This window comes from Ancylobacter rudongensis (assembly GCF_900100155.1).
GTDB classification, from domain to species: Bacteria; Pseudomonadota; Alphaproteobacteria; order Rhizobiales; family Xanthobacteraceae; genus Ancylobacter; species Ancylobacter rudongensis.
This window is the reverse complement of sequence record NZ_FMTP01000001.1, coordinates 1-15,663: the sequence shown is the minus strand read 5'-3', so window position 1 is coordinate 15,663 and position 15,663 is coordinate 1. Positions and strand designations below refer to the sequence as shown.

Here is a 15,663-nt window from a genome sequence, read left to right as displayed (position 1 = left end):
CTGGCGCGATGCCGGGCCGAAAGGCGATCATGCTGGCAAAACTCCGCGCGGTCCTTGACCGCCGTCCGTGCGCACCCTGGAGCGACACTGCGCCTGTCCGGGAGGAGTTGTTCGGCGTCGAGCGGCTGGAACAGCATGCCGAAAGCCTTGCGGTTGCTCAAACGGTCTCGCCGCGGCCGCCGATCGTCGTCTCCTTGCAAAGCCGCCTGAACGATAACGCCAAGGTGCTGCTGGCCGCCTATCGCGCCAGCGCGGCCGAACTGGAGGAGGGAAACGGGGTCGTGCCGGCAGCCGAGTGGCTGCTGGACAATTATCACCTCGTCGAGGAGCAGATCCGCGAGATCCGGGACGACCTGCCGCCGGGCTATTACCGCCAGCTGCCCAAGCTCGCCGCAGGCCCGTTCGCCGGCTACCCCCGTGTCTTCGGCCTCGCCTGGGCGTTTGTCGCTCACACTGACAGCCACGTCGATCCAAACACTCTGAGGCGCTTTGTTGCCTCCTATCAAACCGTCGAGCCGCTCTCGATCGGCGAGCTCTGGGCGGTGGCGATCACGCTGCGGATCGTGCTGATCGAGAACCTGCGCCGGCTGACCGACCAAATCATGGTCGGCCGTGAGGCGCGGGCGCAGGCCGACGCGCTGGCCAACCGGGTGCTGGAGTCCGGATTTGCCGGCTTCGCGCACGACCGCGATATCGTGGCCCGCTCGTGCGAGCCATTGTCGGAACTGTTCGCGGCGCAACTCGCCAAGCGTTTGCGCGACCAGGACCCGCGCACGACCCCGGCGCTCGGATGGCTCGATGAGCGTTTGAGATTGCAGGGTTCCTCGATCGACGAGGTGGTCCAGCACGCCCAGCAGAGGCAGGGGGCGTCGAATGTCACGGTGCGCAATGTCATCACCAGCATGCGCTCGATCTCCGACATCGATTGGGCGGAGTGGTTTGAGAGCGTCAGCCTGGTCGACAAAACGCTGAGAGGCGCCAGCGGCTTCGACGAGATGGATTTCGCCACCCGCAATCTCTACCGCAGCGCCATCGAGCAACTCGCGCGCGGCTCCCATGTCAGCGAATTGGACGTTGCGCACCGTGCCCTTAGCGCGGGTCGGGCCCGGGCCGAAGCCCGTGCAACCGGCGCGGCGCCGAGCGCCTGCGATCCCGGCTATCACCTGATCGCTGAAGGTCGCGTCGCGCTGGAAAGGAGCATCGGCTTTCGCCCCCCGGCACAGCTGTGGATTGCCCGGCTGAACGCGCCGTTCGGTGTGCATGGCTACGCGGTGGCGGTGCTGCTCACCACGCTGGCCCTACTTCTCATCGCCGGCCTCTGGCTCGGCGTTTCCGGGGCCCCCGCCGGTTGGCTGCTGCTGGCACTGCTGGCCTTCTTGCCGGCGTCGGATGCGGCCAGCGCTCTGGTCAACCGGGGTGTGGCGCGTTCGTTCGGTGCCTCGCCCTTGCCGGGGCTTGAACTCGCGGCCGGGGTTCCGACCTCCTTGCGCACGCTGGTGGTCGTGCCGACGCTCCTCACCAGCGAAGCCGATCTGCTTGAGCAGATCGAACGGTTGGAGGTCCACTATCTCACCGGCTCCAGCGGCGATCTCGCCTTCGCGCTGCTGTCGGACGGCATGGATGCCGACCAGGAAACGGTTCCGGGCGACGAGGCCCTGCTTGCCACCGCCACGGCGGCGATCGCGCAGCTTAATCGCCGCTACGGGCCGGCACTGTCGGGGCCCCGCTTCATGCTGCTGCACCGCCACCGCATCTGGAACCAGGGCGAAGGCAAATGGATGGGATGGGAGCGCAAGCGCGGCAAACTGCATGAGTTGAACCGGCTGCTGCGCGGCGCCACCGATACGAGCTTCATCGCCCTCAACGGCCAGCCGCCACAGGCCCCGGCCGACGTGCGCTACGTCATCACGCTCGACGCCGACACCCGCCTGCCGCGCGATGCGGCGGTGCGGCTGGTCGGCAAGATGGCCCACCCGCTTAACCGGCCGCTGTTCAGCGTCGCCGAGCAGCGCGTCACAGGCGGTTACGCGATTCTGCAGCCGCGCGTGACGGCCTCGCTGCCGATCGGGCGTGACGGCTCGCTCTACCAGCGCGTCTATTCCGGCCCCGGCGGCATGGACCCCTATGCGGCGGCCGTGTCGGACGTCTATCAGGACATGTTCGGCGAGGGCTCCTACACCGGCAAGGGCATTTATGATGTCGACGCGTTCGAGGCCTCGCTCGCCGGGCGCATCAAGGAAAACGCGCTGCTGAGCCACGATCTGTTCGAGGGCATCTATGCCCGCGCGGGTCTGGCGTCGGATGTCGAGGTGGTGGAGGACTTTCCCTCCCGCTACGACGTGATCGCCAAGCGCAAGCACCGCTGGACCCGCGGCGACTGGCAGTTGCTGCCCTGGGTGTTTGGCCTTCGTTCCGGCGCGCATGCGGTGCCGGCGCTCGGCCGCTGGAAGATGCTGGACAATCTGCGCCGCTCGCTGGTGGCGCCGTTCACCTTGGCGGCGCTGGGCGTGAGCTGGCTGGCGCCGGCGCCGTGGAATGTTCATGCCGTGCTCGCGCTCATCGCGGCGATCGCGATCCCCGCCTTTCTGCCGGCGCTGTTCTCCATCCTGCCGCGCGGGGTCGGAATCCGGCTGCTCAGCCATGTGACGGCGCTGGTGGACGATCTGCGGATCGCGCTGCTGCAGACCGTGTTCACCTTCACTTTTCTCCCCGATCAAAGCTGGCGCCTTGGAGATGCGGTGGTACGCACGCTCTTCCGGCTGTTCGTCAGCCATAAGCACCTGCTGGAATGGACCACGGCGGCGGTAGCGGGCGCGCAGCCGCGCCTCGATCTCATGGGCTTCTATCGCGGGATGCAGGGCGGTACCGCGCTCGGGCTGGCAATGACGCTTGGCGCTCTCGCCTGGGCGCCGGCGTCGTGGCCGGTCATCCTCCCCTTCGCCGCGCTGTGGCTGGCCGCGCCCGCGCTGGCCTTCTGGGCGAGCCGTTCGCCGCCCATCGCCAGGACGCTGGCGGTCTCACCCATTGATGCCCGCGCTCTTCGGCTGATCGCCCGCCGCACCTGGCGCTTTTTCGAGACGTTCGTCACCCCGGCCGAGACCATGCTGCCGCCGGACAATTTCCAGGAGGACCCCAAGCCAGTGGTCGCTCACCGCACGTCGCCGACCAATATCGGGCTGTACCTCATGTCCTCGGTAGCGGCGCGCGACTTCGGTTGGGCCGGGACGATGGAGACGGTCGAGCGCCTGGAGGCGACGCTCTCGACCATGCAGCGCCTGGCGCGCTTCAGGGGTCATTTCTTCAACTGGTACGGCACGCGCGACCTGCGGGTGCTGGAGCCGGCCTATGTCTCCTCGGTCGACAGCGGCAATCTCGCCGGCCATCTTCTCGTCGTCGCCGTCGCCTGCGAGGAGTGGATCGCCGCACCTCTCTCGCATGAGGCCGAAGCCGGCATGGCGGATGCCATCGCGCTGGCACACAAAGCGCTGGGCACGACGCCAGTGATAGCGGCCGACGAGCGCGCCGGCCAGCTGGACGGCCTGTTCGGCGAGATCACCGAGCTGCTGCACGGCGGACAGGGGCTGGAGGCCTCGACGCCGGCACTGATACGGCTCTCCGAGAAGGCGTCGCGTCTGGCTGCCGACCTGGCGCCGACCGCCGACGAGAGCGGCGTGCCTGATCTTGTGTTCTGGACCGAGCGCCTGCGCGTGGCAGTGGCCGAGCACGAGCGCGATCGGCTTTATCTCGCGGATGCGCCCCGCACCCTGCGGAACCGCCTGCGCACCATCGCCCAAACCGCGCGCGACATGGCGCTGGCAATGGATTTCGCCTTCCTGCTCGATCCCGATCGCAAGCTGCTTTCCATCGGCTACAGCGTTCCCGAAAACTGCCTCGACCCGAGTTGCTACGACCTGCTGGCCTCTGAGGCCCGGCTTGCCAGCCTGTTCGCCATCGCCAAGGGCGATGCACCGACAAGGCACTGGTTCCGGCTCGGACGCACCGCGACGCCGCTCGGCAGCGGTTCCGCGCTCGTGTCCTGGTCCGGCTCGATGTTCGAGTACCTGATGCCCTCGCTGGTGATGCGCGCGCCGACCGGCAGCCTGCTGGAACAGACCAACCGATTGGTGGTGGCGCGCCAGCAGAGCTATGCGCACGGGCTCGGCGTGCCTTGGGGTATCTCGGAATCCGCCTATAACGCACGCGATCTCGAATTCACCTACCAGTACTCGAATTTCGGCGTGCCGGGCCTCGGCCTGAAGCGTGGCCTGTCGGACAATCTGGTGATCGCGCCTTATGCCACGGGGCTGGCGGCCATGATCGACCCCTCAGGGGCGCGGGCGAATTTCGACCGGCTCGCCGATATGGGGGCCAACGGACGCTACGGCTTCTACGAGGCGCTGGACTTCACGCCGGCCCGCCGGCCGGACGATGCCAGCGTCGCCATCGTCCGCAACTTCATGGCCCATCACCAGGGCATGACGATCGTCGCCATCGCCAATGTGCTCCACGGTGGAACGATGCGCGCGCGCTTCCACCGCGAGCCGATTATCCAGGCCAGCGAATTGCTGTTGCAGGAGCGCATGCCGCGCAACGTGATCGTCGCCTATCCCCGCGCCGAAGAGGTGAAGGCCTCCGCCAGGGGTGAGGCCAATGAGACGCCGAACGTGCGCTCGCTCAAGCCGCCATCGGGCGGCGCGCCGGTGACGCATCTGCTCTCCAATGGCCGCTATGTGGTGATGGTGACGACCGCCGGCACCGGCTTCAGCCGCTGGCGCGACATCGCCGTAACCCGCTGGCGCGAGGATGCGACGCGCGACGCGCAAGGCTCGCACATCTTCCTGCGCGACAGCCAGAGCGGCGATCTCTGGTCGGCCGGCGCCCAGCCCTTCGGCGTTGCCGCCGAGCATGACGAGGTGGTGTTCTCCGAGGACCGCGCTGAGTTCATCCACCGAAGCCCTTCGCTCACCACCACGATGGATCTGCTGGTCTCCGGCGAGGATGATGGCGAGGTGCGGCGTGTCTCGCTGACCAATACCGGCCGGAGGGCGCGCGAGATCGAGCTCACCTCCTATGCCGAGCTGGTGCTGGCGACGCCGGCGACCGACAATGCGCACCCGGCCTTTGCCAAGATGTTCGTCGAGACCGAGCACCGCCCGGAATTCGGCGCGCTGATCGCCACCCGCCGGCGGCGCTCGCCGCATGAGGCAGAAATCTGGGCCGCGCATTTCGCCGTCATCGAGGGCGAGATGCTGGATCCGCCGCAATATGAGACCGATCGCGCCCGCTTTCTCGGCCGCAACCGCGAGCCGGGCGAAGCGGCGGTCATCCGCGAGGGGGCGCCGCTATCCAACACGGTCGGCACCGTGCTCGACCCGGTGTTTGCGCTGCGCCACCGCGTGAAGGTGCCCGCCGGCCGCACCGTGCGCGTGGCCTTCTGGACGCTGGCGGCCTCCTCGCGCGAGGAGCTGCTCAACCTCGTCGACAAGCATCATGACCGCAACGCCTTCGAGCGGGCGAAGACGCTGGCGTGGACGCAGGCGCAGGTGCAACTGCGCCATCTCGACGTGAAAGCCGAGGAAGCCGCCGACTTCCAGCGGCTTGCCGCGCCGATCATCTACGCCGATTCCCGGTTCCGCGTGCCCTCTGACATCATCGTGCGCGGCGCCGGGCCGCAGTCGTCGCTGTGGCAGCATGCGATATCCGGCGATTTGCCGATCGTGCTGCTGCGCATCGACGATCTCGAGGACATGGCGCAAGTGCGCCAACTGCTGCGCGCCCACGAATATTGGAGCATGAAGCGGCTGGCGGTCGATCTGGTAATCCTCAACGAGCACGCGTCGTCCTATGTGCAGGATTTGCAGATCGCCATCGAGACCGCCGTGCGCTCCAGCCAGTCGCGCCCACGCTTTGGAGACGAGCAGGGGCAGGGTACGGTTCATGTGCTGCGCACCGACCTGATGAGCCTGGAAGGGCGCGGGCTGCTGCAATCGGTCGCCCGCGTCGTGCTCTCGGCGCGTCGTGGCTCGATCGCCAACCAGCTGACCTATATTCCGGCTTTCGCGACGCGCCCGGCGGTCACCCCCCGCCGCCGCACTCCGGCGCCGATGGCGGCACCGGCCGAGCTATCGCTGGAGTTCTTCAACGGGCTGGGCGGCTTCGACAAGAACGGCCGCGAATATGTCGTCCAGCTCAGCGGCGAGCAGACGACGCCGGCGCCGTGGATCAACGTGATCGCCGGCAGCGGTTTCGGCTTCCAGGTCTCGGCGGACGGCAGCGGCTATACATGGGCGGAGAACAGCCGCGAAAATCAGCTGACGCAATGGTCGAATGACCCGGTCGGCGACCCTATCGGCGAGGCCATCTATGTGCGCGACGAGGCGACCGGCGATGTCTGGAGTCCGACCGCGCTGCCCATTCGCGACGGCGGCAGCTACATCGCCCGCCATGGCTTCGGCTATTCCAGCTTTTCGCACGAGGTCAACGGCGTCGCGCTGGACCTGTTGCAGTATGTGCCGCTGGCCGACCCGATCAAGATCGCGCGCCTGAAGCTGACCAACACCTCCGACCGGGTGCGCCGCCTCACGGTGACGGCCTATGTCGAATGGGTGCTCGGCACCATGCGCGGCGCGTCGGCACCGTTTATCGCCACCGAGATGGATGTCGCCACCGGCGCAATGTTTGCTCGAAACGCGTGGAGCGCGATCAGCCATGGGCGTGTGGCCTTTGCCGATCTCGGCGGCATGCAGACCGCCTGGACCGCCGACCGCACCGAGTTTCTCGGCCGGAATGGAGAGCTCTCGGCGCCTGCCGCGCTGATGGGCAAGGTGCCGCTCTCCGGCAAGACCGGCGCCGGGCTGGATCCCTGCTCGGCGCTTCAGAGCACCGTTGTGCTGCAACCCGGACAAACTGTGGAAATCGTCGCAACGCTCGGCCAATGCCGCACAGCGGACGAGGCGCGCGTGCTGATCGCCCGCTACCGCGCGACCAATCTTGACGCCGTGCTGAAGACCGTCACCGACCATTGGGATCGGTTGCTTGGCGCGGTGCAGGTCAAGACGCCGGACCGCGCCACCGACATCATGCTGAATGGCTGGCTGCTGTACCAGACCATCGCCTGCCGGATCCGCGGACGCTCGGCCTTCTATCAGGCGAGCGGGGCCTATGGCTTCCGCGACCAGTTGCAGGACGGCATGGCACTGAGTTTCGCGCAGCCGGAGGAGACCCGCCGCCATCTGCTGCGCGCCGCCGCCCGGCAGTTCGTCGAGGGCGACGTGCAGCATTGGTGGCTGCCGCATTCCGGCCAGGGTGTGCGTACACGCATTTCCGACGACCGGGTCTGGCTGGCCTATGCCGCCGCCACCTATATCGCCGCGGCGGGCGACGCGCCGGTTCTGGACGAACACGTGGCGTTCCTGGAGGGACCGCCATTGCGAGCCGGGGAGCACGACGCATTCTTCCAGCCGATGCAATCGCATGAGAGCGCCTCGCTGTTCGAGCATTGCGCGCGCGGGCTTGACCAATGCGTGGAACTCACCGGTGCCAACGGCCTGCCACTGATCGGCACCGGCGACTGGAACGACGGCATGAACCGGGTTGGGGAGGGCGGCAAGGGCGAGAGCGTGTGGCTGGGCTGGCTGTTCATCCGCACGGTCGAGATGTTCGCGCCGCTCGCCGAGGCGCGCGATCCCGTCCGCACCGCGCGCTGGCGCGCGCATGCAGCCTCCGTGCGCGAGGCGATCGAGCGCAAGGCTTGGGACGGCGCATGGTACCGCCGCGCCACCTATGATGATGGCTCGTGGCTCGGCACCAGCGGCAGCGACGAGTGCCGCATCGATTCCATCGCCCAATCCTGGGCGGTGCTGTCGGGCGCTGCCGATGCGGTGCGCGCCATGCAGGCCATGGCCTCGCTGGAGCAGCATCTGGTGCGCCGCGAAGAGGGCATCGCTCTGCTGTTCACGCCGCCCTTCAACGACACACCGCGCGACCCCGGCTACATCAAGGGCTACCCGCCGGGCCTGCGGGAGAATGGCGGGCAGTACAGCCATGCCGCCATGTGGGCGATCCTCGCCTTCGCCAAGCTCGGCGACGGCACGAAGGCGCACGACCTGTTCGCGCTGCTCAATCCCATAAACCACGGCACCTCACCGGGGCAGGTCGCCACCTACAAGGTCGAGCCCTATGTACTGGCGGCGGACGTCTACTCCGTCGCGCCCCATGCCGGGCGCGGCGGCTGGACCTGGTACACCGGCTCGGCCGCCTGGATGTACCGCGCCGGCATCGAGGGCATTCTCGGAATCCGGAAGGAAGGCGTGAACCTCACCGTGTCGCCATGCATTCCCGAGGATTGGTCGGGATTCGAGGCGCGGGTGACGATTGCGGGCACGCCCTACGACATTGTGGTCGGACCGGCGGAGGACGACCGTACGAACGTCGCCGCGCGGCTCGACGGCGTACCAATCGAGCGCGTCGATGGCGTGTTTCGCGTGCCGCTGGATGGCACGGCACATCGCTTGGTCGTCGGGCGTCGTGGGGCCTGATCTTGGCGACAGAACCAAACGCGCAGGTCCAGGCGCGTCAACGGTGCGAGCGCCCCCTCCCCGTGAGGAGGAGGTGGACGATCCGGCACAACATGCGGCTACCGAGGGCCACATCGATCATGGCCTCGCAGACGTCGAGGCGCTGCCCGTCATCGCGAACCAGCGCTACCGGACGGGCCCTGCTCGCGCCCTTCGCACGCGCGGTGGAGCCTCAGCCTGACGCCGTGGATCGTGCGGAACAGCAAGCGGCGCGCGAAGCGGTGGAACCACCAATATGCCGTCCGCTAGGGCGGAAAGTCGTTCGGCAACATCCACCAGCCGCCACCCGTCCGGGCAAGGTGGCGCAATGCGTCGAGCACCTCGCGCAGATCGGTTGTCGGCTTGCGTCCGCGTTTCGGAACTGATGGCAGGAAAGGCTGGATGACCCGCCACTCCTCGTCCGTCAAATCGGTCGGGTAGCGCTTGGCTCGCCGCTCAAATCCAGTCATCCGGCCACGGCTCTCTCAGGTCCAGATTCGAACGTGAATCACGCACAGCCGGCTGCTTCAACCTGTTCTCAAACTGTCTCTCAGAAATCGAAGTAGTAGAAATTTGTCGGCTGCATCGAGGCGATAACCGCGCAGCCCAGGCACAGCATGAGCAGCACCGGCGCGGCAAGCGCCACCGGCACCCGCGCCGCCGACGAGCGTATCTTGTCGATCTGGTCGAGCGGGTGCAGCAGCAGCAGACCGAGGCCAAGCAGAACCGGCACGGTGGCCGCTTCCGGCCAACGGTCCCAGCCGCCGCGCCCGAAACTGGCGACACCGATGTCGTAGGCGACCGACATCGACGGCGAGCGGAAGAACACCGTCAGATAGGTCCACACCAGGAAGGTGAGGCCGATGCAGAGCCCCCGCTTCCAGCCGACCGCCTTGGCGGCGAAGCGGCCATAGCCAGTGACCGTCTCGGCCATCATGACCAGCCCTTGCGCCAGCCCCCAGAACACAAAGGTCCACGCCGCCCCGTGCCAGAGGCCGGACAGCACCATGGTGAGCACGAGCGAGAGGTGGCGGGCGTATTTGTGCAAGCGGCTGTGCAGCGGCTTGAACACATAGTCGCGCAGCCAGAAGCTCAGCGTCATGTGCCAGCGCCGCCAGATTTCGGTCAGCGACGTGGACGCATAAGGCGAATGGAAATTCTCCGGAAAGGCGATGCCAAGCATGCCGGCCAGCGCGATCGCCATGTCGGAATAGGCGCTGAAGTCGCAGTAGATCTGGATGGTGAAGCCGAAGATCGCCGCCACCGCCTCCCAACCCGACAGGGTGGCATGCGCGGCATAGGCCTTGTCGACATAAGCGCCGACGGGATCGGCCACCAGCACCTTCTTCAGAATCCCCACCGTGAACAGGGCGAGGTTCGGCATCAGGTCGGCGCGCGCGATCCTCAGCTGCGGCAGCTGAGGCAGGATATGGCGCGCCCGCAGGATCGGCCCGGCGATGAGATGGGGGAAGAAGGTGAGATAAACCGCCGTCGGCCAGAAGGCCGGCGGCTTCTCCTCCGGCTGGCGGGCGGTGTCCACCACGTAGCTGATGATGGTGAAGGTGACGAAGGAGATGCCGAGCGGCAGCGCCCAGCCGAGGCGCGGCGTGGGAATGCCGGTCAGGTTCTCGACGGTCGCAAAGAGGAAGTCCGCGTATTTGTAGAGGGCGAGCGGGATCAGCGCCACGACCACGCACAGCACCAGCCAGCGCCGGTCGTGCCAGACCAGACGCAGCATCAGCCAACAGCCGACGATCAACGCAATCAGAAGCAGCACGGCGGGCGGATACCACCAAGCATAGAAAATCAGACTGGCGACAGTGACGAAGCTGAGCCGAAAGCGGGCGGGGCAAAAGGCGAAAAGGGCACAGAAAATCAGGAAGAACAGAAGAAACGACGGCAGCTGGAACAGCATGTATGGCTACTCGCGCGGGGCTGCCAGATAGGGCTTCAGGAGCTCCGCCATGATATGGAAAGCGTCAGCGTTGAAATGCACATCGCTATTGGTCACCCAGTAGCTCTCGGCCGGCCTCTGCGCCAGCTCGGGCAGCGGATCAATGAAGGTCCAGCCGCGCTTCTCGGCCTCGCTCCGCATGACATCGCTGGTGAAGCCGAACAGATAGGGCTGGTAGCTGTGCGGCTCAGGCACCAGCATGACGATGACGCGGTAGCCCTCCGTCGCCTGGTTGGCCTTCAGCCGGTCTAGCGCCGCCTCCATCGCCACGAAACCCCGCCCGCCCGACCAGAGCGTCTTGTAATGGTCCACAAGCGCCTCCTTGCCAGGAGTGTTCTGCATCGCGATCTGCACGAATGAAACAAGCAGCGCGTAAAGCTGGCTGTGACGGACCAGCCAGCCCGCCCCCTCGCCCTCCTGAACCGCGGGGGCCCGCACCGTTGCGAGCAGAATGACAGTCTGAGGACGGACCGTCCCGCTGTAGCGGAGCCAGTTGGCGACGATCTGCGTCATGTTCATGTTGCCGACGCCGGTGGTCATGACCTCGGCCGAAGGGCCGAGATCGGCGGCCAGCTGCCCGCGCAGGGTGTCTGCTTCCGACACGCCCCAACCCATGGCGTTGGAATCGCCGATGATGACAACCTTCTGCTTGCCGGGCGTCGCCAGATCCGGCTCGGGTCCACGCATGCCGAGCGAGTTGATCGACACGTCGACCCCTTGCAACGAGGCGGAGGCGCCGGGAACGTGCTCGTGGCCGATGGCCGGGTCGGCACTCTGTCGCTTGAGCAGCGTGGCGTAGCGCCACATCTCGATCAGATAATTCTGTTGCGAGGCCGTGGCGACACGCACCAAAACCTCGCCGGCGACACAGGCCAGCAAGAGGCCGCACAGAACCAGCCCGGCTGCGGACAGAAAGCGGACCAGCGGAGGCTTTCGCGCTGTCACGGTCAGAAGACCGCGTACACGAAAGGCGACCAGGCGGAGTTGGCCAGCACGACGAACACGGCGGCGAACAGCAGGATCACCGCCAGAAACGGAATGAGCACAAGCCGGGATCTCTTGCTGAAGAGAAACCCGAACAGATCGTTGAAAAACGTCATACCACCCCCGCCGAACATCTCGACCCCGCAAGCTTGGGTGTATACTCAGATTTTGTTACCCTTTAAAAGGTCCTCCATCGCTCGGGGTCGACGGCTGGAGCCGCATTTGCGCCACCCGGCCAGGGTTAGGCCCCACCGCGCCCGACGCTGGGCATGCACATTGGCGAGAGAGGCGACGTGAGCGACAGGATTTTCGGTTTCGCCTGGTGCGGCATCCTCAGCTTTTTCGCCTTTCTGCCGCTGTGGCGCGGCGAGGCACCTCATGTACCGCTGGTTCTTGCCGCCCTGCTTCTCGCCGTGATCGCCATCGCCGCGCCGCGCGTGCTGGCGGTTCCCAACCGGCTCTGGACCCGGTTCGGCAAGGCCATGCATGCCGTGACGAGCTTTGTCGCGCTGTTCCTGCTCTACTACTTCTTCTTCACGCCCGGAGCCGCGCTGCTGCGCCTGTGCGGGCGCAACACGATCTCCCAGGGTTTCGACCGCAAGATGAGCACCTATTGGACGGAGCGCGAGCCCGCCGAGACGGACTTCACCCGCCCCTTCTGACCGAAGCCCCCCATGCAGATTCTTGGACTCTCCGCCTATTATCACGACAGTGCCGCCGCCCTGATCCGCGACGGCGTGGTTGTGGCCGCCGCACAGGAAGAGCGCTTCACCCGCAAGAAGCAGGACGCGGATTTTCCCCGCGCCGCAGCCCGCTTCTGCCTTGAGGCGGCGGCGGGTGGGGCCATCGACCATGTCGTGTTCTATGACAAGCCGCTGCTCAAGTTCGAGCGCATACTGGAGACCTATCTCAGCTTCGCGCCGAGAGGCTTCGCCACTTTCCGCGCCGGCCTGCCGATATGGGCCAAGGAGAAGCTGTTCCAGCGCTCGCTGCTGATGAAGGAACTGAACGACCTCGCCCCCGGCCGCTTCGCGCCGGACGCGCTGCTGTTCTCCGAGCACCATCTCAGCCACGCGGCATCCGCCTTCTACCCCTCGCCCTTCGAGGAGGCTGTGGTGTTGACCATGGACGGGGTAGGCGAATGGGCGACCACGTCGGTCGCGATCGGTCGCGGCGCCGATCTGAAGATCATCCGAGACCTCGCCTTCCCTCACTCGCTGGGGCTGCTCTACTCCGCCTTCACCACCTATGCCGGTTTCCGCGTCAACTCGGGCGAATACAAGCTGATGGGCCTCGCCCCCTATGGTGAACCACGCTTTGCCGAGCTGATCCGCACGCATCTGGTCGACGTGAAGGAGGATGGCAGCTTCAGGCTGGACCAGCGCTACTTCAATTACTGCACCGGGCTCAGCATGACCAATGCCCGGTTCCATGCCCTGTTCGGCCGCCCGCCGCGCGTACCGGAGAGCCCGCTCGAGGATTTTCATGCGGACATCGCCGCCTCGATCCAGCAGGTGACGGAGGATATCATGCTGCGCCTGACGCGGGCGCTGGCGCGGGAAACCGGGCAAAGGAACCTCTGCCTTGCAGGCGGCGTGGCGCTCAACTGCGTGGCCAATGGCAAGATCGCCGCTGAAGGCGCGTTCGAGAACATCTGGGTGCAGCCCGCCTCCGGCGATGCCGGTGGGGCACTGGGCGCGGCGCTGGCCGCGTATCATCTGCACGCGAAGGCGCCGCGCCAGCCGCGCCGGCCGGACGCCATGCACGCCAGCGCGTTGGGCCCGGACTTCTCGCCCGGCGCGATCGACGCCGCGCTTGCGGCCGCCGGCGCCGCGTTCACCCTCGTGCCGGACGAGAGGCTGTTCGATGAGACCGCCGCCGCGCTGGCGGCGGGCGAGGTTGTCGGCTGGTTCCAGGGCCGCATGGAGTTCGGCCCGCGGGCGCTCGGTCAACGCTCCATCCTAGGCGACCCCCGCGCCCCGGAGATGCAAAAGACCCTCAATCTCAAGATCAAGTTCCGCGAGAGCTTCCGGCCCTTCGCCCCCTCGGTTCTGGCGGAAGCGGCGGCTGACTGGTTCGACATGACCACGCCGGATTCGCCTTACATGATGACCGTGACGACGGTGGCGGAGAAGCACCGCAGGATATCGCCGGAGCAAGCGGCAGTGCAGCACGGGCTGAAGGATCAACATCTCCTTCGCTCCACCATCCCGGCGGTGACGCATACCGACTTTTCCGCCCGGCTGCAGACCGTTCACGCCGAGCACAGCCCCCGCTATCACGCCCTCATCAAGGCATTCGAGGGACGGACCGGATGCCCGATGCTGATCAACACAAGCTTCAATGTCCGGAATGAACCGATTGTCTGCACCCCGGCCGAGGCGTTCCAGTGCTTCATGGCCACCGGCATGGACCGGCTGGTGGTCGGCAACGCCGTGATGCTGAAGGCCGATCAGGACCCCTCGCTCGCCACCGACTATATTTCGCGTCATGAGATGGACTGATATGAGTGATCGTTCGCCTGAGCCGACGACCACATCAAGGATCCGCTCAACCTCGGTCCGTCTATTTCAGATTTTTATCGTTATATGCCTGATCAATGGATTCTTGGATATTTCATACCCTTTATTAATCATCTCTAAAAACTACATCGGCAACAAGATATCCTTAGCTTTCAATTCTGAAGAAGTCGAACCAGGATCGACTCAGGATATCCTGCGGCCATTACCGAAAATTACATCCTATGACGAACCGGGAATACGCGGGATTGTCAACGCGTATCAATCGGTGGCCACCAATGTGGAGCCCGATGGCATGCGCTCCAACGGACAACTCACGCCGGAAAAGGCGAGCTCCGTTGGCTTTCTGCTCGGATCATCGACGGCATTCGGCTTTGGAGTCGCCGACAACCAGACAGTTGCGGCCCATCTCGAGAAACGCCTAAAGAACGTCCGCGTCGAGAATTATGCCGGCGTCGCGCAACCTGTCGCCGACAGCGTTCTACGTTGGTATGATTTGCAAAAGAAGAAAGCGAAGCCGGATTTTGTTATCATAGCTGGTGCCGGTTATCAATTATACCACGACTGCATGCTCAACCCTGCGGCAACGTCAAAAAAACGCATGCTTCCTTTTCTGGCTGAGTTGTTTGTGGAGACGTTTTCGAACAATGCGGCTGCACCCTGTTCGTCGAATGAAAGCCTTGATCTGGCCGTGCGTCATTCGATCATGAGTATAGAGAGCGCGGTTGCGTTCGGACGTAAGCAGGGAACCCCTTTTCATGTCGTCTATCTCCCGACGCCCTATGACGCGGACGTCAATGTCGACAACCTCTTGAACGACCCGAAATTCAAGGCAAACCTTACCAGGATGAGACCTATATACAGCCGATATCAAGAGGAAATGAACAAGCTCGACCTGCCAGAGTTCATCAATCTCTCGGGCGCGTTGCCGTCCGATCGAATGTATTTCCTGGATGCAGCGGGGCACCTTTCGGGGGACGGGCACAAACGTGTCGCCGATATTCTTGCCACGCGTATCTGGGGCGGCAATGATCAGGTGTTTGATCGCGGGCTTTAATGGAAGAACGCCTCAGGACGTTGGAGAAGCGTAACGGGTCAATCAAAAGACCGTTGCCAAGTGGAAGAAGCGGGCCTCGGTCGCTGATCCGCCGGCCGGCCCGAGGGAGCCGACATCGACGGTTCTGTCGGTCGAGGAAGAGGCCCTAATCATCGCCTTCCGCCAGCATACGTTGCTGCCGCTCGACGACTACCCCAAGTGCATACTGCCGAGGGTAAGCGGTATCTTTATGTCGCTATTGATCGGACGAGCAAATTCGCCTTCGTGCAGATCGTCAGGAAAACTTGACGTTGCCCCCAACTTCTATCCAGCTTTCAGTTCGTTCTGACGGTTGGATTTGCCCTGTCGGGCGTGCGGAGCGGCGGGGGCAGACGCGGAGCCGTTGATGGTGAGGATCGTCTGATCCCGCCGCGGGTGGAACGTTGAGGCGAAGGCCGTTGGCGTCTGCCATCCGAGCTTGGAGTGCGGCCGGGCCGTGTTGTAGTCGAGCTGCCACTTGGCGAGAGCGGCTCTGGCCTGGGGCAGGCTGGAGAACAGCGTCTCGTTCAACAGCTCGTCCCGCAATCGGCCGTTGAAGCTTTCGATGAAGCCGTT

At 65.3% G+C, this 15,663-nt stretch carries 9 protein-coding genes and 1 pseudogene; 5 read left to right on the top strand and 5 right to left on the bottom strand.

What is annotated here, in order from left to right; genetic code table 11:
- The first annotated feature begins 29 nt into the window (after positions 1-29).
- On the top strand, positions 30-8,537 hold the full coding sequence (locus BLO63_RS00045) for a GH36-type glycosyl hydrolase domain-containing protein (protein WP_091435680.1): 8,508 nt from the start codon (positions 30-32) through the stop codon (positions 8,535-8,537).
- Between the two features lie 284 nt (positions 8,538-8,821).
- Here BLO63_RS00045 and BLO63_RS00040 read toward each other — a convergent pair whose 3' ends face one another.
- The 4 genes from BLO63_RS00040 to BLO63_RS21030 all read right to left on the bottom strand — a co-directional run bounded on the left by BLO63_RS00040 (position 8,822) and on the right by BLO63_RS21030 (position 11,609).
- Positions 8,822-9,025, bottom strand: coding sequence for a transposase (locus tag BLO63_RS00040; protein WP_091435679.1), 204 nt, complete (start codon positions 9,023-9,025; stop codon positions 8,822-8,824).
- Positions 9,026-9,105: 80 nt separating this feature from the next.
- Positions 9,106-10,332: an MBOAT family O-acyltransferase gene (locus tag BLO63_RS00035; RefSeq protein ID WP_205409232.1), complete on the bottom strand. Its 1,227-nt coding sequence runs from the start codon at positions 10,330-10,332 to the stop codon at positions 9,106-9,108.
- A 144-nt stretch (positions 10,333-10,476) separates the two neighbouring features.
- Complete coding sequence (locus BLO63_RS00030; RefSeq protein WP_205409231.1) at positions 10,477-11,358, bottom strand: SGNH/GDSL hydrolase family protein; 882 nt, start codon at positions 11,356-11,358, stop codon at positions 10,477-10,479.
- A 98-nt stretch (positions 11,359-11,456) separates the two neighbouring features.
- Positions 11,457-11,609 (bottom strand): DUF5989 family protein, encoded by a 153-nt coding sequence (locus BLO63_RS21030; protein WP_162841740.1) that lies wholly within the window; start codon positions 11,607-11,609, stop codon positions 11,457-11,459.
- A gap of 177 nt (positions 11,610-11,786) precedes the next feature.
- Here BLO63_RS21030 and BLO63_RS00025 point away from each other — a divergent pair, with 177 nt between their 5' ends.
- The 4 genes and pseudogenes from BLO63_RS00025 to BLO63_RS00010 all read left to right on the top strand — a co-directional run.
- Positions 11,787-12,155, top strand: a complete 369-nt coding sequence (locus BLO63_RS00025) for an SxtJ family membrane protein (RefSeq protein ID WP_091435677.1) — start codon at positions 11,787-11,789, stop codon at positions 12,153-12,155.
- Positions 12,156-12,167: 12 nt separating this feature from the next.
- Positions 12,168-13,997, top strand: a complete 1,830-nt coding sequence (locus BLO63_RS00020) for a carbamoyltransferase family protein (protein ID WP_091435676.1) — start codon at positions 12,168-12,170, stop codon at positions 13,995-13,997.
- A gap of 1 nt (position 13,998) precedes the next feature.
- Complete coding sequence (locus BLO63_RS20860; RefSeq protein WP_143007039.1) at positions 13,999-15,069, top strand: hypothetical protein; 1,071 nt, start codon at positions 13,999-14,001, stop codon at positions 15,067-15,069.
- A 2-nt stretch (positions 15,070-15,071) separates the two neighbouring features.
- Positions 15,072-15,351, top strand: a pseudogene (locus BLO63_RS00010) (IS481 family transposase); the annotation flags it as partial.
- A gap of 21 nt (positions 15,352-15,372) precedes the next feature.
- Here BLO63_RS00010 and BLO63_RS00005 read toward each other — a convergent pair.
- On the bottom strand, positions 15,373-15,663 hold a 291-nt coding region (locus BLO63_RS00005; RefSeq protein WP_143007038.1), incomplete at its 5' end, for an integrase core domain-containing protein.